The sequence below is a fragment of the Lactonifactor sp. BIOML-A5 genome (assembly GCF_009677585.1).
GTDB lineage: Bacteria > Bacillota > Clostridia > Lachnospirales > Lachnospiraceae > Lactonifactor.
On record NZ_WKYV01000022.1, the window covers coordinates 71,675 to 96,138 of the forward strand.

33 protein-coding genes are annotated in these 24,464 nt (G+C 38.7%); 1 reads left to right on the top strand and 32 read right to left on the bottom strand.

The features are described from left to right. Window positions 1-817 precede the first annotated feature (817 nt). Window positions 818-1,042, top strand: coding sequence for a helix-turn-helix transcriptional regulator (locus tag GKG41_RS16460; protein WP_154260630.1), 225 nt, complete (start codon window positions 818-820; stop codon window positions 1,040-1,042). 15 nt (window positions 1,043-1,057) lie between these two features. On the opposite strand, the gene GKG41_RS16465 is transcribed toward GKG41_RS16460, so the two are convergent. The 32 genes from GKG41_RS16465 to GKG41_RS16620 form a co-directional block, all read right to left on the bottom strand. Then, window positions 1,058-2,029, bottom strand: a complete 972-nt coding sequence (locus tag GKG41_RS16465; RefSeq protein WP_154260632.1) for a hypothetical protein — start codon at window positions 2,027-2,029, stop codon at window positions 1,058-1,060. A gap of 2 nt (window positions 2,030-2,031) precedes the next feature. Continuing rightward, window positions 2,032-3,093 (bottom strand): siphovirus ReqiPepy6 Gp37-like family protein, encoded by a 1,062-nt coding sequence (locus GKG41_RS16470; RefSeq protein WP_154260634.1) that lies wholly within the window; start codon window positions 3,091-3,093, stop codon window positions 2,032-2,034. A gap of 1 nt (window position 3,094) precedes the next feature. Beyond that, window positions 3,095-3,943 carry a phage tail family protein gene (locus GKG41_RS16475; RefSeq protein ID WP_154260637.1) on the bottom strand — a complete coding sequence of 283 codons (849 nt, stop codon included), beginning with the start codon at window positions 3,941-3,943 and terminating at the stop codon, window positions 3,095-3,097. Between the two features lies 1 nt (window position 3,944). Continuing rightward, window positions 3,945-7,235 carry a phage tail tape measure protein gene (locus tag GKG41_RS16480; RefSeq protein ID WP_173015679.1) on the bottom strand — a complete coding sequence of 1,097 codons (3,291 nt, stop codon included), beginning with the start codon at window positions 7,233-7,235 and terminating at the stop codon, window positions 3,945-3,947. A gap of 238 nt (window positions 7,236-7,473) precedes the next feature. Beyond that, on the bottom strand, window positions 7,474-7,809 hold the full coding sequence (locus tag GKG41_RS16485; RefSeq protein WP_154260641.1) for a hypothetical protein: 336 nt from the start codon (window positions 7,807-7,809) through the stop codon (window positions 7,474-7,476). 29 nt (window positions 7,810-7,838) lie between these two features. Further along, window positions 7,839-8,489 carry a major tail protein gene (locus tag GKG41_RS16490; RefSeq protein WP_154260643.1) on the bottom strand — a complete coding sequence of 217 codons (651 nt, stop codon included), beginning with the start codon at window positions 8,487-8,489 and terminating at the stop codon, window positions 7,839-7,841. Window position 8,490: 1 nt separating this feature from the next. Further along, window positions 8,491-8,844, bottom strand: a complete 354-nt coding sequence (locus tag GKG41_RS16495; RefSeq protein WP_154260645.1) for a hypothetical protein — start codon at window positions 8,842-8,844, stop codon at window positions 8,491-8,493. A 4-nt stretch (window positions 8,845-8,848) separates the two neighbouring features. Further along, window positions 8,849-9,262, bottom strand: coding sequence for a hypothetical protein (locus GKG41_RS16500; RefSeq protein ID WP_154260647.1), 414 nt, complete (start codon window positions 9,260-9,262; stop codon window positions 8,849-8,851). Beyond that, window positions 9,262-9,618, bottom strand: coding sequence for a head-tail adaptor protein (locus tag GKG41_RS16505; RefSeq protein ID WP_154260649.1), 357 nt, complete (start codon window positions 9,616-9,618; stop codon window positions 9,262-9,264). The genes GKG41_RS16500 and GKG41_RS16505 overlap by 1 nt, the downstream gene beginning before the upstream one ends. Window positions 9,619-9,620: 2 nt before the next feature. Continuing rightward, the gene (locus tag GKG41_RS16510; RefSeq protein ID WP_154260651.1) at window positions 9,621-9,893 is read right to left on the bottom strand and encodes a hypothetical protein; all 273 of its coding nucleotides are present in this window, start codon (window positions 9,891-9,893) and stop codon (window positions 9,621-9,623) included. A 14-nt stretch (window positions 9,894-9,907) separates the two neighbouring features. Then, window positions 9,908-11,224, bottom strand: a complete 1,317-nt coding sequence (locus GKG41_RS16515; protein WP_154260653.1) for a phage major capsid protein — start codon at window positions 11,222-11,224, stop codon at window positions 9,908-9,910. 13 nt (window positions 11,225-11,237) lie between these two features. Continuing rightward, entirely contained in the window at window positions 11,238-11,864 is a 627-nt protein-coding gene (locus GKG41_RS16520) for an HK97 family phage prohead protease (protein WP_154260655.1), read from the bottom strand. Further along, on the bottom strand, window positions 11,854-13,116 hold the full coding sequence (locus GKG41_RS16525; RefSeq protein ID WP_154260657.1) for a phage portal protein: 1,263 nt from the start codon (window positions 13,114-13,116) through the stop codon (window positions 11,854-11,856). Before GKG41_RS16525 ends, GKG41_RS16520 begins: the two co-directional genes overlap by 11 nt. 5 nt (window positions 13,117-13,121) lie before the next feature. Then, entirely contained in the window at window positions 13,122-14,837 is a 1,716-nt protein-coding gene (locus GKG41_RS16530; RefSeq protein ID WP_154260658.1) for a terminase TerL endonuclease subunit, read from the bottom strand. Further along, entirely contained in the window at window positions 14,827-15,141 is a 315-nt protein-coding gene (locus GKG41_RS16535) for a hypothetical protein (RefSeq protein ID WP_154260660.1), read from the bottom strand. Before GKG41_RS16535 ends, GKG41_RS16530 begins: the two co-directional genes overlap by 11 nt. A gap of 19 nt (window positions 15,142-15,160) precedes the next feature. Further along, a complete protein-coding gene (locus GKG41_RS16540; RefSeq protein ID WP_154260662.1) occupies window positions 15,161-15,562 on the bottom strand; it encodes a hypothetical protein in 402 nt (133 codons plus the stop codon). A gap of 12 nt (window positions 15,563-15,574) precedes the next feature. Continuing rightward, the gene (locus tag GKG41_RS16545; RefSeq protein ID WP_154260664.1) at window positions 15,575-16,837 is read right to left on the bottom strand and encodes a hypothetical protein; all 1,263 of its coding nucleotides are present in this window, start codon (window positions 16,835-16,837) and stop codon (window positions 15,575-15,577) included. Between the two features lie 12 nt (window positions 16,838-16,849). Continuing rightward, a complete protein-coding gene (locus tag GKG41_RS16550; RefSeq protein ID WP_154260666.1) occupies window positions 16,850-17,365 on the bottom strand; it encodes a hypothetical protein in 516 nt (171 codons plus the stop codon). Window positions 17,366-17,395: 30 nt separating this feature from the next. Next, complete coding sequence (locus GKG41_RS16555) at window positions 17,396-17,872, bottom strand: hypothetical protein (RefSeq protein ID WP_154260668.1); 477 nt, start codon at window positions 17,870-17,872, stop codon at window positions 17,396-17,398. 104 nt (window positions 17,873-17,976) lie between these two features. Continuing rightward, a complete protein-coding gene (locus GKG41_RS16560) occupies window positions 17,977-18,666 on the bottom strand; it encodes an HNH endonuclease signature motif containing protein (RefSeq protein ID WP_154260670.1) in 690 nt (229 codons plus the stop codon). An 8-nt stretch (window positions 18,667-18,674) separates the two neighbouring features. Further along, window positions 18,675-19,010 carry a terminase small subunit gene (locus GKG41_RS16565; RefSeq protein ID WP_154260672.1) on the bottom strand — a complete coding sequence of 112 codons (336 nt, stop codon included), beginning with the start codon at window positions 19,008-19,010 and terminating at the stop codon, window positions 18,675-18,677. A gap of 4 nt (window positions 19,011-19,014) precedes the next feature. Continuing rightward, window positions 19,015-20,133 carry a GH25 family lysozyme gene (locus GKG41_RS16570; RefSeq protein ID WP_154260673.1) on the bottom strand — a complete coding sequence of 373 codons (1,119 nt, stop codon included), beginning with the start codon at window positions 20,131-20,133 and terminating at the stop codon, window positions 19,015-19,017. Continuing rightward, window positions 20,130-20,306: a hypothetical protein gene (locus GKG41_RS16575; RefSeq protein WP_154260675.1), complete on the bottom strand. Its 177-nt coding sequence runs from the start codon at window positions 20,304-20,306 to the stop codon at window positions 20,130-20,132. The genes GKG41_RS16570 and GKG41_RS16575 overlap by 4 nt, the downstream gene beginning before the upstream one ends. Before the next feature lies 1 nt (window position 20,307). Next, window positions 20,308-20,637, bottom strand: a complete 330-nt coding sequence (locus tag GKG41_RS16580; RefSeq protein ID WP_154260677.1) for a hypothetical protein — start codon at window positions 20,635-20,637, stop codon at window positions 20,308-20,310. Window positions 20,638-20,649: 12 nt separating this feature from the next. Continuing rightward, window positions 20,650-20,886 carry a phage holin gene (locus GKG41_RS16585; RefSeq protein WP_154260679.1) on the bottom strand — a complete coding sequence of 79 codons (237 nt, stop codon included), beginning with the start codon at window positions 20,884-20,886 and terminating at the stop codon, window positions 20,650-20,652. A 131-nt stretch (window positions 20,887-21,017) separates the two neighbouring features. Continuing rightward, on the bottom strand, window positions 21,018-21,575 hold the full coding sequence (locus tag GKG41_RS16590) for a sigma-70 family RNA polymerase sigma factor (protein WP_154260681.1): 558 nt from the start codon (window positions 21,573-21,575) through the stop codon (window positions 21,018-21,020). Window positions 21,576-21,879: 304 nt separating this feature from the next. Then, complete coding sequence (locus GKG41_RS16595; RefSeq protein ID WP_154260683.1) at window positions 21,880-22,170, bottom strand: hypothetical protein; 291 nt, start codon at window positions 22,168-22,170, stop codon at window positions 21,880-21,882. Window positions 22,171-22,206: 36 nt separating this feature from the next. Beyond that, on the bottom strand, window positions 22,207-22,467 hold the full coding sequence (locus tag GKG41_RS16600) for a hypothetical protein (protein WP_154257810.1): 261 nt from the start codon (window positions 22,465-22,467) through the stop codon (window positions 22,207-22,209). Window positions 22,468-22,497: 30 nt separating this feature from the next. Beyond that, window positions 22,498-22,842: a hypothetical protein gene (locus tag GKG41_RS16605; RefSeq protein WP_154260685.1), complete on the bottom strand. Its 345-nt coding sequence runs from the start codon at window positions 22,840-22,842 to the stop codon at window positions 22,498-22,500. A 19-nt stretch (window positions 22,843-22,861) separates the two neighbouring features. Next, window positions 22,862-23,050, bottom strand: coding sequence for a hypothetical protein (locus GKG41_RS16610; RefSeq protein WP_154260687.1), 189 nt, complete (start codon window positions 23,048-23,050; stop codon window positions 22,862-22,864). 10 nt (window positions 23,051-23,060) lie between these two features. After that, the gene (xerA, locus tag GKG41_RS16615; protein ID WP_154260689.1) at window positions 23,061-24,056 is read right to left on the bottom strand and encodes a site-specific tyrosine recombinase/integron integrase; all 996 of its coding nucleotides are present in this window, start codon (window positions 24,054-24,056) and stop codon (window positions 23,061-23,063) included. 21 nt (window positions 24,057-24,077) lie between these two features. Beyond that, on the bottom strand, window positions 24,078-24,380 hold the full coding sequence (locus GKG41_RS16620; RefSeq protein ID WP_154260691.1) for a hypothetical protein: 303 nt from the start codon (window positions 24,378-24,380) through the stop codon (window positions 24,078-24,080). Between the last annotated feature and the right edge of the window lie 84 nt (window positions 24,381-24,464).

Consider the following 24,464-nt stretch of genomic DNA (forward strand, 5'->3'; position numbering starts at 1 on the left):
ATCCCCTCATTCTAAGCACAGTTATCTTTAATATATTATATTCATCTATACATAAATGATTATAACATACTTGTCAATAAGTTTACCAAAATTTATGTAATTTGTATCCCTTTTTCTTATGACGATTTCACCTCTCTATTTCTGTATAGCTTAATAGTTTTTGCATACCAGTACCCTACATCCGTCCATGTCCTGCCCCATGGCTAATAGGATGTATGGCAATGATATGCTGGATGATATCGCTCAACCGTTAAACGCCGGATAACTTCACCGGGGCGTTGCTCTGTTTACATGTTACCGGCTTGCGTTAATTTGTAGGCAGGTACAAACTAATACAAGTACTTACTACCATGGTAGTATACGGCTATATCATACTAACCAATTCTTTTATGCATAATATGAATAAGGTCACAATCAACATAGCTTTTAAAGATATAACCGCACATTCAATGAATATCTCTCTTTTCATTGTTTTTATAGAAGACCTGTGGTACAATTTTTATAAGGGAGAGGGGCTTTCGCCCCATTCCCTATCTGGTAAGTATCTGTAATAGTGTGAGGACTATCAAGACTTTTACCAGTAGCTCAATAAGTTGGTCGCACAGCTTATTGAGCTTTTTTAATTGCTTTAGCAAGTCTTCCATTTTCTTCACCTCCTTCCTTTATCTTATATACTTATTATACACCCGTTTTAAGTGTTTGTAAATAGTGATATTCACCAAATATTGGTGTATATTTTTATATATACTGTACACCTGTTATAAGTTGATGTTTTTCATTAGATATGCTATACTTATAAACAGAAAGAGGTGATCGGATGCTAAAATATAAATTTGATGTATTGGAGAAATTAAAAGATTCCGGTTTTTCGACATACCGAATAAGAAAAGAAAAATTAATAGGCGAATCACAAATGCAAAAAATTCGTACCGGAGAAATAGCCAGTAAAGAAACTCTTAATAAGCTTTGTGAATTGCTTAAATGCCAGCCTGGGGACATTTTAGAATATGTTCCTGACGACACTAAAAAAAGCCCCTCTTAAATTGAGGGGCCATATTTATTTGACACCGATTACCGATTTTATAACAATAAATTCAAATCTACTTCCTACATCCACTGTCATATATAATATTATTTTTGCATCTGCTCCATTCTCACTTATTTCATAATCTAAACCTTCGACAAGAGTAATCCCATTGAGGCTTATCAATAATATGTCTTGCGTTGAATCATATTGGCCAATACCTATTAATACTTGTGATGTTTTTGAATCATTTATAACAGTATTTTGATACTTTTCGATATAGGTATCAACTTTAAGTTCACCTGTTAAAGTAGTAAACCATGTATTAAAGTTCATCTTCTGTAGCTCTTGCCAACCATCAAATTCTGATTTTGTTGAATTTTCCCAACTTGCAAAGTTAGTTTCCATATTTCTTTGCCACTGAAGCATCGTACTATAATACTCCTCGTATGCCTTCTGCCACTGAAGAAAAAGCTGTGATGTATCTACCTGCTTAATAACTCCTGTTACCCAACCGCACACGTTATTATCTGCTCGTATATCTGTTATTTTACTCTGTGTTATTGAATTTACACCTTTTTCAATATATACATACGCAAGAAATAATTCCCATCTTTCAGGGCTTCTTGTGGGCTGCGGTTTTATTGGGCTTGTTGCATAAGCGGAATCTATTGTTACCAGTTCCATTCTCCTGTTAGTGATATCAAGCCTTATTGCTATAGCAGTATAGCGATTAAGTGTAACATGACTCGGATTTAGCGATATTTCTTCTATGCTGTCACTATTAAACCATTGTAAGTTTTCACCTAAAATGGCTCTTCCCGTTTGTACCTTCACCTTCATTCCGGTACCTGCTTTTACTAGTAGTGCACCACCAACAGATTCATACACTCCAGTTGATACTATACCTTTAAAATACGTGGACATTTGTTCTGCATTATAAACCCTGTCATGATTCCCATCACTGTCTAACTGACTGTTAAAAAATCCATATGTTATAGCCATTTTTATACCTCCCATGAACTGAATGTAGGTATTGTCTTCCTTCCAGTTTCATCCTCATTATCTACAATTTCAATAATCCTCGGAGCTGCCTCCATCCCGAATTGATTTATTACCGATACAATATCACCTAGGAAATAGTCCTCACCATACAAGAAATTTCCCAAAGTTTCAATAGAACCCTCATAAAACTCTTTTATTCCTACCTCAGCTAGTTTTTCATTTCCCTTCTCTGCTAACGAATTCATGTATTCAGAATCCGTTATTTCCCCGTTATTACTGCTTACATCCCTGGCATCCACGTATAATTCATACCTGTCAATACCTGCTGCATTTCCCACAATGGTTGTCCTTCTGTCCAGTCCTTCACCTTCCCCGGCAACTAACGCTACATTACAGTAATCTTCCTTTTCCAGTACATAGTCTGAAGAAATCATATTATCAAATTCTTTTGAAAATACCACATGTGGATTTTTGTCTTGATTATATGAACGGTTTTCCCCTTTATACAGAACAAAGACAAAGTTATTTTTCTGGATATAAATATCCCATCCAATTCCTGCCGTTTCGCACACATCCTGCAGGAATTTCAATATGGTGTCCCCGGTTATTTGAATATCTAACGTCTCTGGGAATCCTCTCATAGGCCCCAAAATAAAATTAGAAATTTTTCTCTCTGCAATATTAGGTTGAATAATATTTTCTGTTAATACTCTTCTAATACAGTATTCCAGTTTCCCAACCATATTTGTCTGTTTCCATATGATTCTTCTTTTCATTAGAGATTTCAAACATTTCCCACTTACAATCATATAATCTCCATCTTCTATGCTAGTCTGTATTTCAATTTTAGAGATTATCATAACATTATGAAATTCCGTATCTGTAATGTCCCGGTCCCGGCATAAATAGTAATCCTCTTTCAGCAAATTTATATATTCATCGGTTGCAGGTAAGTATAATTCAAAGTCTCCCGGAGTGAAATAGCGTGTGGTCCATATTACACTTTTATATCCGTCAACTATGCCCTCTATTTCAAAATTGCGATTTAATACGTATATATCCATATCACACCCCCTGATACATATCTGTCAGTATAAATGTGCATGAAAGATTATTTATATACTGTTCTGCTTCATACGTAAATACATTGTCTCCCGGCTCCAGCTGGAACCATTCCGATCCACGCTGTACTTTATTTATAATATTTGTAGTTACACCACCTGCCGTAAATTCAATATACTTTTCGCCTCTCACCGTGTTAATAGTTATTACGTCTCCCGCTTTCATGGTAATATTAACAATGAAGTATCCTCTGGTATCTACATTATATATCTTTGGAGTAACGACTTCCCCTGTTGCCCTTAACTCAATCCGCACGCCGCACGCAACGTCTCCCTCGTTAACAATGGATTTGAAAAGATTTCCTTCTAATTCTGAAAATGGTATTCCTGCTGCTTCAATCGCAAACGGAAAATGAAACATTTTAATCACGTTAAAAAAGTCTGTAATTACAGTCTGCATAGCTCTAAAATACGGGCGAGGACATAGTATACTTATCTGAGCCTGCTCTTTATCTGAAAACAGATCACATTCAAAAGTCTCTACATATCCCTCTATAAAGACATCCCTTGTCCCATTTTTATAATATACCTTAATATACTCTTTGCTTCTAATATATCGGTATAAGTTAATCCGGTTTAATTCAATGTCTGGATTAATTCGAATAGTAATAACAAGGCTACGGACTCCCAAACGGCTCCCATTAAATAAGGAGCCGTCAAAGGCTGCGCTTTCCGACGCATTAATTGTTGCTGTCGGCGGGTTTAATCCATCTATGCTGATAACATCATAGTTTTGTGTTCCTGTCAGCGGTAATTGCTCACCCTTTTTATTTTCAATAGCAAGGAAATACATGCTAAACCCCCTTTGCAAAATTCAATTGATTCCTGGTCTGCCTGTAAATATCTAAACGGGATAATGACTTAGGGCTTGTATTATATTGATTAAATGTTTGATACACAACTGTCCCGCCTTTATTACCTGTAACTCCGGAATAATATGCACCAGCTGCAGAGTATCCCACTCTATTTCTTAAATTTCCCATTTTAGGAAGTGCAGGGTCCACCGGAACTATTAACTTATCAGCCAGATCCCCTGCTGCACGGATAGCTACATCAGCATATTGCCTTATACCCTCTGCAATACCATACGGTATCCATTTACCAACTTCATCCCTGGCACGTTTTGATGGAGAATTTGATTGAATGGACGCCTTTAATCCGTCAATTATCCCTTTTCCAAAGCCTACTACCTTATCTCTTAGCCAGCCGGCAGCGCCTGATATACCTTCCCAAACTCCGCTTACGATATCGCTTCCTATAGATAGCATTTTATCTGGAAGTTCTTTTAACCCATCCACAACGGCATTAAAAAGTTTCTTGGCGCCCTCAGTACCTTTAGTACCCATATCACTTACCCATGCTTTTAATTTGTCAATAATTTCATTTAAAAACTCCTTTATCTTACCAGGCAACTGTTTTATAAAGTCTACAACATTATTGAGGAAATTACTGCCAGCCTCTTTCGCTTTATTTATCATATCAGTAACCCATGTCTTAACATTGGAAAGTGTATTGGTAATATACATGCTAACTTTTCCGGGTAGCTGCTGGAAAAAATTCACCACATTGTTAATAAAGTTACTTCCTACTTCTCTGGCCTTCGCAATCATATTTGAAACCCAGGTGACAACGTTATTGATTGTATTTGTAATGAAGGTCAGCACCTTCCCAGGCAATTGCTGGAAGAACTGCACGACGTTGAAAAGAAATTGTGTACCTACCTCAATAGCTTTTGTTACCATATTTGATACCCATGAAGCTACCGTCCCTATGACTGTCCCTAAGAAATATCCTATGTTATATGGAAGCTCCTGGAAAAAACTGATAACATTTGTGATGAACTGTGTCCCTACTTCTATTGCCTTTGCTACCATATTTGATACCCATGTACCTACCTTTGTAACAGTCTCAACTAAAAATGTCCAAATCCTGCCAGGGAGCGCTGAGAAAAACGACACTATTTTTGTAATAAACCCTGATAAGAAGGAAATAAAATTATTCCATGCATTAGGTATTGTTACTTTAAAGAATTTTATAATTGCATTTACTGCTGTGCTCATAGCAGATTTGATTTTTTCCCATAGACCTATCCAAAAGCTCCGAAATGCTTCGGATTTGTTCCATAGGACTACAAAAGCAGTAACTAAACCAGCAATTGCAGCAACAATAAGTGTTACCGGTCCACCAATAGCAGCTAATGCTATTTTTAATCCGGCCCAGATTTTAGTCGCTCCTTGTACAACAGTTACAAACTTTGCAATACTTGCTACTAATGCTCCTATTTTTATAATTGCAAAAGCTGCAGCTATGCCGGATATCCCTGCAATTATAAGATCCTTGTTATCTAGAATCCATTTAAACCCTTCCTTTACCTTTTCAAACACATCATTAAATACTTGCTTTATTTCCGGTAGACGCGCTTTTATAACATCTACAAACTCCTTTATTTTAGGAATCGCCTCCTGTGCAAGCGGCATAAGGAAATCTGTCTTTATGATTCTACCAATTTCTGTGAACTGGCTTCCCACATCAGAGTATTTCACATCATTAAGCTCCTGCATGGAACTCTTTGTCTGGTCTATTCCTCCGGTAATTTCACCCATAGCCAGGATGGATGCCCCTCCAGTGTCTTCCCACATGCTTCCAAACAGGTTAACTGCTGCCGTATTCCTTGCTACCGGATCTTCAATGGAGTTCAGTCCATCCATGGTCTGCTGGAAGGCTTCCTTAGCTGTATCGCCTCCTGCTGCAAATTTCTGTGCCATTTCATCCGCATTCAGTCCAATTGTATCAAACCCCTGTTTAGTGGTTTCGCTTCCATCAATCACACGTATTGTAAACTCATTAATGGCATCTCCCAGCTTATCAATATCGAATACTCCGGCATCTGCGCCATTTTTCAGCATATTAAACATATCCTGTGCAGACATCCCCATCCCTTGAAACTTAGGCCCGTATTCGTTTATGGTATCCAGGAGATTGTCATTCTGGTTCAAACCTTCCTGCGCTCCTTGCACAATTAGATTAAAGGCTTCTTCTCCCGACAGCCCAAAAGTATCCATCAGGCGGTTAGTGGCACGCATTGATTCTTGTATATCCATTCCAAAGGTATCACGTAGCCCAATTGCATTTTTGGTAAGCTCTTTTAACTTTGATGGATCTACCTCTCCTGTCTGCTGCTTTACTTCTGCCATACAGTCCGCTATATCTTGCAATGACTCACCAAAGTTCTGCTTATACAAATCATTGATTTCATCCTTAAACTTTGACATTTCTTCTGCTGATGCTCCGGTCTGTGCCTGGAAATTTGTGTATGCATCATCGGCAGAGGTTATTAAGTCCTTAAGCCCATCAATGACCGCCCGTATCCCATCGGCTGCTAAATCGGCCAGTGCACCTTTAAGTACAGTAAATCCTCCCTCGGCTTTCTGAGCACTGTCACCAGCTTCGTCCAGTGATTCATCAAGATCATCTGCTGCCTTTTCGGTTTCAGATAACTTACTTCTATTCTGCTGCAGTTCTGATGATAGTTTTCCGATATCCGATGCTAACGATTTTGCCTCTTGAGAATTCTTCCCCTGTTCCAGCACCACGTCCGCATAAGCTTTCTTCAGCTGTCCTAGTTCTGTCTCCTGGTCATTAATTGTTGATTTTAATTTATCGGAAGCGGAAACAACCTCTTCTGTGGAATCTGACAGCTTTTCATTTTCAGACTTCACATCAGACAGTTTCTGCTGATATGTCCTAAGCTGCGCTTCCGTCTTTCCTACTGCTGCCTTCTGGTTATTGATTTTAATGAGAAGCTCCTGGGCAGCTTTCGAATTTTCTCCCTGCTCTGCTGCCACCTGCCTATACTGCTCTTCCAATATTGCAAGTTTGTTTTTTTCTTGTAAGAGCACACTGTCCAGTTGATTTAACTTTGCGGTCAGCCCATCTGCATTTTTTGACCAATCCTGCATCCCGGAAGTTGCCGCCTTAAATTCGGAATTTGCAAGGCGTATGTTTCTAACTGCCTCCTGCATTCCCTTTTTTAGGTCTGATATGTCAACTTTGAATTTTGTAGTTGTCTCATTTCCCTGTGGCATCTTCCCACCTCCTTCTACCACCATCCGGCATTGTCACTTGCCCGCCTTCGAATTACTTTTTTCTTTCCTTGGTTTTGCTGCTCTTTTGAAGCCCTTATCTGCAGCTTCCTTAAATCTCGATATAACCTCATGACATTAAAAAAAGTTTCCCGTTCCAATCCCAGGGGATCGTAAACAGGAAACTCTTTACTTAAATTATAGCGTATCATAAAAAACAATTCGGATAGGGGCGTATCATCTACGCCCCCTTCTGATTTGGGTCCGTTGGTATGGAATTCATCTCTGCAAAAGTATATTTAACAACATTTAAAATCACTGGAATTAATTCCTTTACTTTTACATAATTCCATTCTTCTTCCGATACATCTTCAAAAATAAGGGACAAAATTCCCTTTAGCTCCTGATATGCACCAGAAACTTTTTTTAAAATTTCTATGCTGTCGGTGGAGTTTTCAATATCAAGTAATGACATTAGACGCTCTATTGTCCCCATCATAATATCTATGGTATTTCCCTTTACCTGTCTGACAACCTTCTTACCTTTTTTGTCATAGATATTCAGAATTAATTCCATCTGCTATTCCTCCATTTTTCTCGTAATATTTAGATTGTCGGTGTTTTTGGCGTTACAGTATCCGGCGTTTGTATACTTTCAAAGAATGTGCTTAAGTCTGTAAGTGCATATCTTTCATCTACCACAATGCCTTTTACAGATCCTTTTTCCCAGGTCCCCGCCGTTATCATCTTTCCATGTTCAAATTTATGTGATGTTGATATCCCTGTAAAGGTTAGCTCCATGTTATTAGAGTCGGTTCCGTCATCTTCCGTAGCTGTAGTCTCTTCCGGTATCCCGAATGTGCCTTTGAGCCTTGCTACATACCTGTATTTACCATCTGTGCCTTTTGTCCGGTAGGTGATTGCAAAATACCGATTCACACGTTCTCCGTCTACCATCATACCTGTTTTTTCATCGAAGCTTTTCCCAGTCAGCCATGCCTGCATCCTTAGAGAAGGCGGTGCAATGGTCAGTTTTATTTCGTCAGCTCCTTCAGAATTAATTACCAGCATAGGCTGATTATCATAATACTTGGACTCAGAAGAGGTTTCTGTACTTTTACCTACTTCAGCAATGTATGACAGCATTTCTGGGGTTCCTGCCGTATATTCTGTAGTATCATCCTTTGTAACCTCAGCTACCATAAGGTTGTCAACTCCCCTGAATTCAAAAATTTCCTTTACGTCTTCAAATGCCATTTTAATTTCCTCCTATATATTTCTTGAATAGGACGTTTACACCACGTCCATCATGAGTAGGTTCATCACTGGCTACGGTGTAACCGTCACCAGATATGATAAATCCCTGGCTTTTAAGTTCCTGGATAGATGCTCTGAGCTGTGAATATACCTTTTCTGGATCACAGCTATAGAAATTTACATCATAATTATAAATTAACGCCCGTTCTTTATTGTCGTAATAAGCAGCGCCCTCACTGGAGTTGTTCCAAAACGTATAAAAGTGGTCTGGATATTTATCATCGTCTGTCAAAGAACCTTGTAAATACACCGGATATCCCGATTTTCTCAGGACTTCTATCAGCAGATCCTCCATTTTGTTATCCTCCCATCTTCTTTTGGATTTCCTGTGTCAATATTTCCTGCTGCATCTTCTCAATCTCTTTTTTGGTCTTACTTCCATAAACATCGTTGTACAATTTTTGGTCCTTTGCCATTTTAGGCGTTCCATACATTAAAAATATGGATGCAAGTCCCCCACTCCTAATATGAAAGCCTACATCCATACCAGCTGTATTTCCTTCCCAATTAACCTTTGCCGTTTGGTCAATGCTTCCCTCAGTTCTTCCTGTCCGCCGATGACACTTCATATCCTCCTGGAGTTTTGGTGTGATGTATTCATGTGTCTTTTGCAGTGCTTTTTGAGTTACCGTTTTTAAATCACCATTAAGACTATCCAGTTGTTCCATCATTGTCTTGAAAAGTTCACCTTTAAACGTTATTTTGTTTGCCATCACACACCGCCCTTTACACGTTTGACCTTAAATTTGCAGAACTGATTACGCATATTAATATTTTCCGGCTCTCCGATCACTTCATATACCACATCGGTATTGTTTGCTAAAGCAATTCTTGAGTCAGATCGGATATCTGGCCTATACCATGTTGTAATGTTTGCCGTATCTTCTACACTGTATACACCGTTGTTTTGTACTTCAGTTCCCCCATATGTTTTAAAAGAGCAATACAGCAAATCCCCATTTTCAGCGTTGGGATAAACCTTTTTAGGGCTGGCTTTTTTATTGGTTGTTGAAGGGTTTAACAACCGGATTGGTATAGGGAACGATTCTTCAGGGAAAAAGTTTGACATTGTTATTCACCGCCCTCCAGTTTTAGCTGTATTGCCCTTTCATAAAAATATGGTGACAGCTTTCCGTTTCCGGCTCCATAGCCCCATAAATCGGACACCCCACGGGAAATTATGCCGGAAGCTGCCTCTGATGTTACAATGCTTTCCTTTACCCCTGCACTTTTTAGGTAGTTTTGTACCTCCTTAATATACGCATTCAGCGTTGGGTCCATGAATTCACCTGTAATTCCCAGTGCATCCTTGACACTTTTTAAAATATCAAATGTTTCCGGCATAATTATTCACCTCCTTATGCGGATGTCACTTTTTTGGTCAATAGGAATACGCCGTTTACATCCAGCAGTTTTCCATCGCAGATAGTTAATCCTTTGTTTACCCATTTATTTTTATCCTCGTCAAAATAGCGTTTAAATCCAATCTGCAGATTAGAGTTAATCGCATAATCCGTAGGCTTCAGGTAAATGGCAAAAACATCGTTGTTCACAGCACTGTCAAAGTCCTTCAGGATATCAGGCTCTACAAGTACTACTTCTCTGCCATTAAACCTGCAGATCTGATTTCCTGTCACAGGATCATAGGTTTCTGTGTAGAGCGGTCTGTCATTTTTATCTTTCAAAGTCATAATATTGCTTTCCCATGTGGCTACTGTCATGATGAAAATGCCCTGTCCCCGATATGCCAACGGGATTTTTGCAAAGAAGTTCTTCCTAATTTTTGTCCAATCTGCAAAATCTGTCTCGGTGAATGCAATCTTATTTGCTGCCTTTACCCTGGAGTCATTTAAGATTCCTGTGGGTGCACCGGATCCCGTGCCGTTAACAATCATGTTGTCGAATTCTTTTACAAATGCTTCTGCAAGTAACTTGGCTATTTCAGATTCCAGGATGGGCAGAGATACAATGCTGGAAAGTAAAGACTGTGCAATCCTTGCTTCTGCAATATAGTAGCCAAAAGATACTGATGTTTTAATTTCCGGTGCCTTCTGTTCTTCTGATACAGTGGTTTCTGTAATCCATTTTACGGTTGGCACCAGTTCCTCAATTGGGAATTCTACTCCTCCCTGTACATTTAACTTGCGCACCTTATTATAAAGCTGTCCGTAAACTTTCAGCTCTTTAATCAGTTCCTGCATAATAGTATTCGGTATCACTTTACCAATATCTGCAGTATTCACCTGCGCCGCTGCTCTGCCTTCGTAATTCCATTCACCTGTCTGCACATATCTCATAAATGCCTGACGGTATTCATACGATGATAACGGATCATCGTTTCTCTGTGTTCCCTGCGGATAAGAGCCTACTGGTGACATTCCATAGGTATTCATAGGATTAAACCCACGCACCATCACGCCATCTGGAAGAGTGGAGCGTCCCTCTCCTTCACCATTCTGAGTTCCCGAACCGCCATCATCTCCCTCATTTCCTTCGTCATCCAATGCCGCAAGCTGTTCTTCTGCGTCTGTTATTTCGTCCCGCAATGCTTTCAGCTGTTCTCCGATTGCACGTACCTCATCAATATCCTGGGATGCATCGGACCTCTGCTGCAATTCTTCCATATGATTTCTTTTGTTCTTAATAAGTTTCTGTAAATACTCTTTAAATTTCATTTTTCTATTCCTCCTAATATTTTCTATTGTGATTTTTAAGTTTCTGAAGTTCCAGCAACGCTTTATCACCGTCCGGTGTGGCTTTGGATCTGGCACTCTCCAGTGCCCTTAAACTCTCCAGTTCATCCTTTGCCCTTGCGCTGATTTCGGTTTCTTCGTAGGCCGGGAAAGTAACTGCACTAACTTCCAGAACTTTCCCTATATCTCTAATATGGCGTGTTGGATGGTCAGACTCAAAATTTTCCCATTCCTCACCATTAATTGAGAACAAAAAACTCATGCCCGTGATGTCTCCACGCTGAATTGCACTATATAAGCTCCTTGCATCGGTATTATTTACAATATCCAGTTTTAACCGGATCTTTAGTCCATCCTTGTCCGGCATCAGCCTCATAGTCGAATTTTCATTATTATTACGGCTGCGTGCCAACGGGACCATATTTTTGTTATGATTAATCAGGAAACGCACATCTTTTAAATTTGTTTTATCCAGTGCTCCTCTGTGAATAATTTCATCAAAATAAACCATGTTTGTTTTGGATTCAAATACTATCGGGCGCCCTTCAATAACTCCTTCTTCCTCCGGTGCCGCACGCATTTCAAAGTCGTAAGACCGCTGTGTATATTTATCATTTCCCATTGTCTATTTTCCCTCCTTGATTCACGTTATTATTTGTATTTTTCTGTTGAAGCTGATATTGTGCAGCCAATTCTACATCCACATAATTTAGTGACTGTGTACGTTTTCCTTCTAACTCAGATAAGGGCCTTAGCCCAAATGCTACACGCTTCTCATTTTCATACAACGCACCGGAATCACCCAAAAGGCGGACCATCTCAAGTGTCTCTGCTACAGACATAAAAATAAGGTCCTTGGGATAAAATGTTATCTTATTCCCATAAGACCTCTCCATATCTGAAAATAGCGTTTTAGTAAAAGCTTGTGAAATTGAAATTATAATAGGCTCAAGTGTCTTTTGATAAAATGCCTCATACTGTGACTTTGTATAATCTCCTGTCAGTATCGGCAAAGGTACGCCAAAATTTCGGAGTATCTTTTCATCTATAAATTTAAGTGTCTCGGCATCCACCAACTGCAGCTTTCTATCAAATGGTGCCACCTCTGCACTAATATCCAGAGGCAAAAACCCCGACTGTGAATTTTTAAGCTTAGTTTCAAATTCTTGTATCGCTTTATCAGTCTTGCCTCCATCCAGCATAGTCTTATATTTTACTACACCATTAATCTGCATAGATGCATTCATGGCTTTGGCTACGCCCTTTAGCAGATTGTCATTAATATTTAATGTTTCAATCAATGCTCTATGGTCTGGCTGCCCCTGTTCATTACCTCCCATGTATTCGTTAACTGAATAGTTCCTCTTGATATGGATAATTCTGCTGTATGGAATGGTAACATTGTAACTATTTGGAAACGTAAATTTTACGTATAGAATATTTGATGCATCCTGCATAAAATCCACCTGCACTGGCTGCAGGGGATAGAATCCAGTAAAATTAACCACCTGTTTCCCCTGCTTATCCGTATAAACATAGTAAGTAGGGTAGATAAAGGAATTATAATTTAAAAAATAGTTCCACATACATTTTTCAATCAAGTCTGAGGTTGTCATAAATTCATTTGGATTATGCAACGCTTTTTGAATACCGCCACCAACAGGAATAACATCGTTTCCTATTTCCCTTACATGTGTTGGATTTAGTTTTTTCATTTCCTGTACAATGCATGATATTGCCTGCTGTACGGCATCTGCTGCATAGATATCGGTTCCGAACTGAGAATAGATTGGTGTATATCCATTTAGTATATCAGCGTACTGCAGGCTGTTTTTTGGCTTTTCCCAAAACTTAAGTTTCTCTATAATTCCCACAATAATCACCCCCTTACAATTATCTGTTTAAATTCACTTCGATATCTCCGGTACATTTCGTATAAAATTATCAGAGTCACTGCACCATCAATTCTCATTGGTGTAGACTGCTTTACACACAAACACTGCCCCAATCTATCAACCTGTATTGCTGCATTCTTTAAACACCATCGGTCAATAGGATTCTCATTATAATTTATTAATTGATGTTTTAAATCCTGCTCTACAAGTTTCATTGCGTTTGATAGAGTCTGTGCATTCTGGAGTATCAGCACTAGATCATCATTTTCCTTCATCCATCCATAATCATTCATCCTTGTCAGCCATTCCTTGCTATATCTTTGGTCATATCCTGCTTTATACAATTTTATATCGTACTCCTCATAAAGATTATATTGGTAGTCAGCCACCATGGATAAGTCAATATCATTTCCCTCACAGATTTTAAGCAGCCCGTTCTCTGCCCATTCCTCATATCTTGCACCAGCTTCTTTATCGTCAGAGTTATCCAGTTTATTTTCTGGTATCCAATACATAGAATGAATATATTTTTTTGGATCGTCCGGTTTCATCATTAATATTTTAAGGTTTGTCATATCTGTGGTTTCCGACAAGTCTACAGCCCCCAGGCAAAAGCAGCCCTTGAAGTCTTCTAAATTATAACTGCTCACATACGTGTAATCCTGCATAGCAAGCCATGCCTGTGCATTGTTTTGTTTGATATTGAAATCTTTCGATAATACAAAGATTCTATCTCCTTTACTTTCTCTGGCAATATCAACCTGTTCCTCAAGATATTCCCACTTTTTGACCATACCAAGTGTGGGATTAGACTTCATCCACAATTTATTTTGACGGTTTCCCAGCCATACCTCCTGCTCACTGTCCTGGGTATATAGCCATGGTAATAGCCGGCGCCCGGCCAGAGTATCATCTTCCCCACGAATTACTTTTCTTGCCTTTCGCAATTCCTCATCAAGATATCCATCTTCTACAAATCCCTCTGTTGTAATGTTGATAAATTTTGGATTATCCTTTAAGGACTGTGACTGTTCTATAGATTTTCCAATGACATTATTCGTCATTTCGTGGGTTTCATCTACAATGGCAAAGTCAATATTACGCCCCTCTTTGTTTTTAGTACGATCTGATAGTTTAAAAATTTTACTATTCGTAACCTTATTCAGTATAAACCGCTGATTTCTCTTCGTATCCAGGTCATCCGGATCTATCAACATTCGCATGGTGTCAATGGCATCGTAAACAATGGACGCCTGGGCATCATCATTACTGGATGCAACTAAATCTGCCCCTTCATTTCCTTCCATAAATTCTGAAAGAGCAATTCCAGAACATGTTTCAGACTTTGTGTTTTTTCGTGATATCAAGAGAATAATCTTTTTAAAGCGATCAAATGTTGTGTCAGACATTTTAAAGCTATACATTGTTTCAATAAATGCCTTCTGCCATAGCATTAGAATCATAGGCTTACCATAAAACGGTGACTTTGTTAATCTGATGCAGTTTTCCATAAAGTCCATTCTTACCATGGCATCATATGTATCATAAAAGAAATCGTCATTGCAAAAGTCTTCTTTCAAATTCTCCAGTTCCATCCATAATTCTTGTCCTACGATAATTTCCCCTGCCTCTGTTCTCCCATGGTATTCTAATAAGTATGAATTATCTGGCGTCCATATCTTTTTTTCCTTAATTAGCATTCCAACGCTCCGTCCGCTCTCTGTAGTATGTTCTCAGCGGCGAATCCTGACGTCCACCATCTCCTTCTACAGAAGCAGATAATATTTTATATACATTTGTATACTGCTGCAGTAATTCTTTGTACTGCCTGGCAGCTGGGGTTATCTTCTGTTGGTATGGATTCTCAGGATTAAATTTAATAAAAGGCAGCCTCTTTAGTTTTTGAAGTTTATCATCTAAAAAAAGGAATTCATCAACCAGGGTTTCTATAAGCTCCTTTTTTCCATTGCAGATATAATTTATTAATTCCTCTTTTTTATCCATTTTTTGCATCTGCTTTCACCTACTTCCAAGTACCTATGCAGATTCCCCGGAATATTAATTTTTGGGTTGCTGTTTGTTTTGTTGCCCCAATAGGATATATAGTTCCACTCCAATTCGAGACGCTTCCCGGATTCCATAAAAGCCAGTAGGCACCTCCATCATCTACTGTTAAATTTCTGTATATGATGTTTTTAAATGTTATTGGAAGCGCACCAAGTGCTGCACCGCAGTTACCATACCATAAGTTTCCCCATGCCGTAGGTGTGGTAAAGCTTACACTTTGCCATTTAACCGCAATGGCCCATCCATTGGAAAATTTAAGGCAGTATCCGCCGTTTGCAGATACCACCTCTATAGAAAGTACTTTCGCTAATATTCTAGTCCATAATCTTTGCAGACCGTTTTCATCTAAAAGAGCCATCTAGCACCCTCCTTATACACATATTGCATCTATCTGCGCATTTGTAATAGTTGTGAAAGAGAATATTTCTCCCAAAGGATCCCATGCTGTACCATTCCAGGCCACATTCATTCCCGCACCACCATATTCACCTGCTGATTCAATATTATATACATCACCTGTTTTCTGACCTGTGGTTGGCAGCTTTGAAGCGTCTGTTACAGATCCCTTATATTTATACATACCTGTAATGTCAGACTTTAGCGCATAGGTACTTGCTGCTCCAAAGGCGTCTAACTTTTGTTTATCAGTACTAGACATATACCCATTACCGCCACTTGTAGCTTCTTTAATTTCAAAACAAAGTTGATTATCTGCGTTAATCCAAACATAAAGAGGGTCTTCATACCAGAGATTTAGAATTCCTTCTTTTCCATCTGAATACAGGGAGCCACTTCGGTAAACAGAGACAGCTGTATACGCAAACTGATTTTCTTCCGCTCCCGCCTCAACGCCATCTAACTTAGTTTTATCTTCCTTCGACATCAGTCCATTTGCCGTTGTAGTTGCAACATTATAAGTAGTGTTTGGCGGCACTACCCATGTCCCGTCCCCCCTTAGATAGCTTGTTTGCTTTCCCGCGGCTGGTGCCGGTACTAAGCCATGCTTTCCTGCAGCACTTGCTGTAGCGCCTGTCATGTCAGCATATGTAGTATCCTTTGGAGTTCCCCATGATAATGTCCCAGCAGTGGCCCCCGCCATAAGAAACTTTCCATTGTTTGTTGTTCCAGTAGCTGGTACATGTTTATTTCCGTCCCCAGTAGGATGCACATAGTTATTTGCATTGGCGGCTATCCCGTCCAGTTTTGATTTATATGCATCAGTGAAATCATTAGCCGTTAACTCCTTACCCGACACCTTATCCACCTTACCATCCAATGCTGTCTGCTGTGCTGTTGACACTGGTTTGTTTGCATCGGATGTATTATCCACATTACTTAGTCCTACATCACTTTTAGCTAATGTGGACCAGGCTGCGCTTCCAGCTGTGGCACCAGCTTTCAGTATCTTACCACTACTAGTCGTTCCTGTTGCCGGAACATGTTGATTACCGTCTCCTGTCGGATGTACGTAGTTATTGGCATTAGCTGCAATGCCTGCAAGCTTATTTTTTTCTGCTGTTGTATAATCGTTTGTAGATAAACCTTTTCCTGAAACCTTATCAACTTTTCCGCTTACCAATGTTTTTATTTTACTCCAAACGTACAATAAACCATTTTCATCTAATAATGCCATAATCATTCTCCCTTATTTTAATAAATTTTCTATTTGCAAGTTAGTAAGTATCTCTATTTCTTCCCCGGACAATATCCCTGATGTCGTGACATCTAATCCTTTCCCTACAATAACGGCTCCGATCTTGCTTCTCGTCGCAATAGGTAAATCAGAGTAATTATTATTAACTGCGCTATAAATAATAAAATCTGTGGAGCTGCCTGGTCTAACTAATATGTTACTCTTTATATTTATAGCTTCTGTAATAAACGAGAATTCATATTCTATATTTGGAACAATATCGATAACCTCTAAATGAAAGTTTTTGTGCTGCTGTATCCAATCCTTCGGTATTTCTATATCCCTTTTCTGGTTTTCTTCAGCTGCTGCTAAATTTAAACTATCGGAACCATCCACTAAAGAAAATGTCGGTGAATTAAAGTTGTCAAAAAGAATTTGTAATATAACTATATTGTCTTCATCAGCAATTTTCTCAATATACTCACAGCTCCCTCCGTTGTTAAGATTTATAATTACAAAGTTCTTCACCCCAATTCACCTCTCTCTTAATACTTCATCCTAAATATTTAGTTTTCTCTTCAACTCTTTTATGTCTTTTTCATATTGCTCCATGGTAACAACTTTGACTCGTGTTTTATCCTCAAATAAACCAAACGCGTAATATCTCATATAGCTTTCTATTAAAAGTTCCGTACTGTCCTTCATAATTAATTCCATCCACTCATCATATGTTTTTCCATTTTCATTAAATGCAAATGAAATAAAAATAGCTTCTGAATCGTATATTTCATAAATTCCATTTTTCCCTGTAATCTCTTCACTTACAACTCTGCTTATCTGCATCCCTTGTTTAAATGTTACTACAACAATATTTACAGGTGCAAAGCTACATTGTATATAAGGTCCATATGCTACCCTTATTGGCTGTTTAAGTCTAGCGCCTATTACCTTTCCATTTATAGTATCTTCCACTTTATTTCCAATAGGGTCAAAATAACCTGGTTCCCATAAATCCTGAATTTTTAAACTTTCCATGTTTTACGTTCCCTCCCAAAATTCTAAACTTAAAAATCTCATTTTTCCATTTTCCGCGAAAGAAACAACCTCCCTGACAGTCCCCCAAAAATTTATTTTTAATTTCATGTGGGGGGAGTATATTTATTCCACCAGTCAGTAATATAGTTCTCCCACTCCTTTATGTTTCTTCCATCTGTACTGCAATGCAATCTATCTAAGCAGGTCTGCATATCAGTATCAATAAATATATCTTGGGCCGACAGCAAACTAACCAGCCTCTCTCTCTCCATCTGAAGCGGATATCCACCAATTATATATGCATTATTCCATTTTCCTCTACGGTACTGTACCATTTGTAATAGTTCATCTCTTAAACCAAACACAACACTTTTAAGTTTATTAGGTTTAACATACTTGGGTTGTCCTGACACACATTGCCATATACTATCCATATCCACGATTAAGTCGCCTGGAGCAATGTTCTGCTGCACCCACGATGTTTTACCACTAAGAGGACTGCCCCAAACTATATACACCTGTCGCATCTGATACCCTAACTTATTGTGTATCTTATTATGGCATCTATGGTGTACCAGTTGTATGTGCTCAGGATTCAGGCTTACATAAACATCATTAACATTATCATCTGTCAATGGAATCCTGTGGTGTCCAATACAATCATACTTTGCGGTAATCGGCCTGCCGCAGTATTCACAGATTAATTGTCCCTTATCATTAAGACGCTCCATCTTAATAATCTGTAGTAGTCCTTCCCACTCATTTGATTTATAGAATGTATGCAACGTAAACATATTTTCTCCTACCACTCCGAAATAAAAGCACCTTTACTCTTTGCCAGGAGTTCAGATGCTCTTAATCTATCTTTTGTCTTCTCTCTTTTATCTTTTATTACATTACTCCAATATTCCTGGATATCCTGTATATCCATAATGTCACGTGCATTGTCAATATTTTCATTCAAATATTGAATGTATTCCTGTACCTCTTTTCGTGCCACTACTTTATAGGCATTTCCCCTGGCATATTTAGGACTGTATCCTGCTGCAATCAGCGATTTTTCAGCGTTTCCTGCACACTTTCCAATATAATTAATTGCCACTAATTTTAGCTGAGGTTTGATTTTGGGTTCCTGCATGTAATCACATCCCTAGCAGTTTCCTCCAGGTATTTTTCCCCTTTGTAATAATACCGTCCGGCTCTATTCCTACCTCTTTGCTTTGAAATTGATTTGTAGCATTAAGGAATTTACAGCCAGCAATACCATCAATATCTCCACAATCATAGCCTTCTTTATTATATTTTTCCTGGATTAGCCGCACAATTTTATGTCTATTATTTTCATTTACAGAAACAGTAATTGTCTTTGATAAAGTCTCTTGGCCTGCTATACCGTCTCTGCCTGCACCTATAATAATCTGCACACGGTATATCCATTCCTGCAAGATTGTGTTGTCGCACTGTTCTCCCCAGATTCCATCAACCGAAATCCCATAGAATTCCTGTGCTTTCATCAGGGCCTGCTTAGTTCTGGAGCCGAATACACAATCAGCCTTTAGTTCTTTTCCTTCGTCATCAGTCCAGCCTTGAGATTTCAAAGTGTTTTGAATCTGCCTAACAGGTTCCCCGGAATCTCCTGCCTGTATGGTAGTTCTTTCAGGCTTTACAGTGCTTCCTGTATAATCCTTGTAGCAGTAATTCATGTCCACCTTTCCGCTGATACCAGGGACAGAACCAGAGCTGGTATATTGCCACATGGCCATGTCACTGCGTCCTGGAGTCGCATTATACCGGGCAAACCACAAGTCATATGGCACAGACTCAAACATATTTCTGGTATAATCCAGGTTGGCATAGTTCATGCCCTTATAACCCAAGCGTTGTACCTCTTCGCAGAATGCTACTGCCATCTTGGTTGCCAGTGTCTTGCCGATGGTTACTCCATGTTTCCTGGCGTAGCTAATGGAGTCATACTCTAAGTCGTAGCACACCGGATACTGTATCTCATACTGGTCTATGGCCGCTACACAATATCTGGCCTCCTGGCGGGCCATTTCCACCGTGTATGCGTACGAAAACCAGTACACTCCAAAGGGGATACCATTCACCCGGCATCCATTCGCATTATTGTGAAACTGCTTATCAACATTATTTTTTCCATACCCAGCCCGGAGCATGGCGAACTGTATCCCGGCGTTTTTGACTTTTTTCCAGTTGATCTTGCCCTGGTGGTAACTTACATCTACTCCTTTTAATGTCATTCCACGTATCCCCCTTTCCGCAGCTCTTCCCGTCGTTCTTTGATTTCGTTGGAATATTCATCTCTGTACTTTTTGGCCTCACCTGTTGTTATATCATACAGGGCTGCGATTTCTTCGTCCGTACACCCGTAAGCAAAACTTTTTATCATTTCATAACTCATTTCATCCATCATTCTACCTCCTGCTTATTTGTAGCTCCTGAATATCTTCCCACATATGTTCTATCATCCCATTTCCTCCCAATGCTTTGTATGCTTTATATGCCAGTTCGAAATTTTCATAGGCATAACTTGGTATTCCATCAAGTTCCATATACTTTGAGTGATACTCAATGAGTTGAATCCTTAAAAGGCACACTAAACCGTTCTGAATAGCGGCCTCTTTCTTTATATTTTCTTCTTTTCTTCCTTCCCTTAATCTTTTGTTGTCCTTCAGCAGACTTTGTATAATAAACACCATCACTCCTGCGACAACGGAAACAATTACGCTTATTACATAACCCATCTGAGAATCCCCTTATTTTTTTGTTAACCTTAATGCTTCATCTGCAGCAATGGCACTTTTAGTAAAACTATTGTTCTTCCACCATGCAATTAATGATGTCACAATAGTAATAATTGTACTAATTAATAAGTTAACCTGTTCTTCACTTACAGGGATTGGGCTTTTACCATAAATAGCTAAAATCTGATTTATTAACGCAAGACCTAAAACTATTGTCCTTGCAATTGTGCCTGCACTTATTTTCTGCATATATACCCTCCTTTTTTGCACGAAAAAGGCACACAGATTTTTTCTATGCGCCTTATCATAAATTAACTTATATTGATTTTACTATATAAATACTGTGCCGAAAAGTACACCATTTCGGACAATAATCGGCATTATCTAAAAAGGCTGGTGATCACTTCATCACTAAACAGTTGTATACTTAAAGTATTAATTAATCTGTTTCTGTGCCGTCGTATGGTTTTTTCATCACACTCTAACAGTTCGGCGCATTTTACATTGCTGTATCCCATAAAGTACTTTAAACTAATAATCTCTATCCACGGATCATCACGAATGGTATCTATTGCAGTATCTACAGTATTAATAAACTTTTTTGTTGTTTCATTCTCCTGTGATAATTCTTTGATTTTTTCTTCTTTCTTTTCATCATCATCTTTGATGTATCCATTTGCTCTTCCAAAAGAAGTAATAGATTTAGATTTCTGTTTTACACCATATATTTCGGTATCTATAATATCCTTTTCCCGTGATGCTATTACCTTAAGAAATTCATTATACTTATATAACACCCATTCCGTTTTTTGGAAAGGTGTTCTTGTATCATCTTTCATAAGCCCGGTACGCCTCAATTTAAAAATGAAGTTATCCATCTGATCATCAACGATGTCCCGTATATCCTTTTCTGTCGCACCCTTTAATATTAAGTCCATTCATTCAACTCCTTACATATCATCTACTACTTATTCTTTATATTCCATGTTTACTCCTTTAATTTATTAAGCTTCCATCCTTATCGATTATGTCATATGTCCAGTTTGATTGGTCAACTTTTGGTACCTGACTAGGGTAAATACCTCCACACTGTTTTTTACACCAATCGCACATATTATTTATTGCTCCATGCAAGTATGCGCTATATTCTTTACCATAAGTTGGATGCTTACATACTGGCCTACCTTTAAAACACGAAAAATACGCACATTTGCTCATTTCATATCTCCTTCTATCCAGTTTTTATTTGAATGAATTTCTATGTATCCTGTACAATGCTTTCCACTGTGCCTTGCTTAGTTTTCTTTTATAGCATAGATACTTCAAACTAAGCACCCTATATTCTTTTAGGTCATCTGTAGCCTGTTTTCCTTTTCCTCCTAATGCGGTATACATTTCTAGCGCGGGTGATACAATCCCTAAGTCTCTGTTAATTTTGTTTCTACATATACATATGCAGCGCGGAGGCTTTGGCCAGTGTTTTATCATATACTCACTGTAGAATGGTTTTTTTGATTTTTTTCCCTTCATCATTGCATTCTTTCCTTCATCTAATTCCAGTTTTGTAAATCAATCTTCTTCGGTTTCTGTGAGATATTCTTCCTCGGAGACTATGCTTAAAAGTGAAACATCTATGTTCAGGAACTCGGCAGCAGCTTTTAAGGCATCGTCTTTCGTTTTTTCTCTTTCAACCTCAATCTTTTCGGCACTGACTGGTTTTTTTAAGTTAAAGCCAATTTTTAAATAACAATCCGATGGGTTTCCATCTTCATCTTCTGCGAATCCTGCTTCTTTTGCCACTCTGTAAAAAAAATCTATACTCTTTTTCATAATATCCTTTCTCCGGTTCTACCGGAAATCCTAAGTTTCTGTTGCTTTTTTATAAACGTTCTTATGGATGTTATGCATCACTTCCCACTGCTCTGTCCCCGGTATATGTGACGGACCCAACCATTCCATAGGGTCTTTCTTAATCGCTTTCCAATACCATGACGGAATTCCCATCTTTTCAGAAGATGTTTCCGGATCAGAATATTCCATCCGCTTTGTTAAGTCAGCCGATAATCCTCCCTGCAAAAGTGCTTTTGTATCCTGCTGGTAAAAGAAAATGATGGAGGATTGCACCAAACAGGCCATTTTCAATTCTTCGTATGATACTTCTTTACCATCTTTCAAATCAGCTATAATTTCACACGTTGCTCTCATGTATTCCTCCTTTAAATTCCTACGTATCTATTCCCAAAATCTCATTCCAAAAAGCAACTATTACTTCTTTGTCTGCTGTTTCTAAACTAACCAGACGAGACTCTAGGTCAAAATCCATGACTGTAGCTGCTTGTCCCTTATACTCAGGCTGTACGTCAGATGTATAGATTACTTTATCTCCAGTTTTAAGTGCTCTTAAATTACTCATAAGCGACCTCCTAATTAACATATTTTTTATGGTTGGCCTTTACATTTTCTTGGGCGGCCTGGGCGTAAATTAGAGTTGTCTCAATGTTGTTATGGCCCAGCATCTTCTGCACCTGTTCTATGGGCATCCCACGATTCAGTGCCATGGTTGCCGCAGTTCGTCGGAACCGATGCGGATGTGCCTTTTCTATCCCCAGACTTTTCCCAAGCTCCCTTATGCGTGTTTCAATTCCTGACTTTTCCAGACGAGTAAACGGTTTTCTACTTGTTACAAATAGAGGAGAATTATTATCTGACCTTATTTTCAGATATTCTTCCAAAGACACAATAGCTTTTGCATTCAGATACACATATCTCTCCTTTTCCCCCTTTCCGTAAACTATAATCTGATCTCCATCTACATCTTTACGATCCAAAGCAACCAGCTCTGCAATTCTCATCCCGGTAGAAAGTAAAACATCAATAATCGCTTTATCCCTTTTAGTTTTGGCTCCATTTCGCAGATGTTCGATTTCGATCTCACTAAATGGCTTCTTTATTTTTTGCTCTGTCTTTATTTTCTTAATCCGAAGAGTCGGATTCTTCTCTGTATATTCCTCCGCCAAACACCACGAGAAAAAGCTTCTTAGTATCCGTAAAGCGTTGTCCTGGCTTACCTTGCAAAGGCCTTCTGCCGCCCGTTTTGCAATATATAGGCGGATGTCATTTGTGGTAACTTCTATTACGTCTTTATTTGTGTATTGTACGAACCTATAAAGTTCATTTTTGTAACAGTCTATAGTTTTCTGTGTGCACCCTTCTACTTTCTTAGAAACAAGGAACATCCTCATGACATTTAAGCTATTGTCCGTCTGAATATTCATAAGTTCCCGACACTTTTCGTGTATCTCATAATTATCAATGGTTGCAAATAGTGAACCTTTTACAGCCGATATCTGCGGTATGGTAAAATCCGCTGGTAACAGGCATACGAATTCATTCACCATTCGTTCTGATAAATCTATCATGTAATCATCCCCCTCGGTGATTTACAATTTGATTCCTGCTGCCTTCATCCGTTTTATATTATTTTTCTCTATGGCTTGCTTAGCCTTCTCTACAGCCTTCTGCTGTCCTGTCACATATGTGAGGTTATCAAGTGCCAACTCAATTCTGGCAATACGGATAATAACTTCTCTTCTCATTTTAGATGTTTTGATATATAGCATCGATTTAAGCAGAGCCTCTCCCAGCCCCAGAATCTCCTTTATAAGTACAAGCTTCCCATGTTGTTTTCCATATAGTCTGGCTACACTTTTTGTAGCATTAATTTCATTTACTATTTCAATCATGATTCTCCTTTCCGGCGCCCGGAGGCGCCTTGGCCCATGGCTTTTGTGATATATTATAAGCAGCCATTTTGATTGACTGGTTCT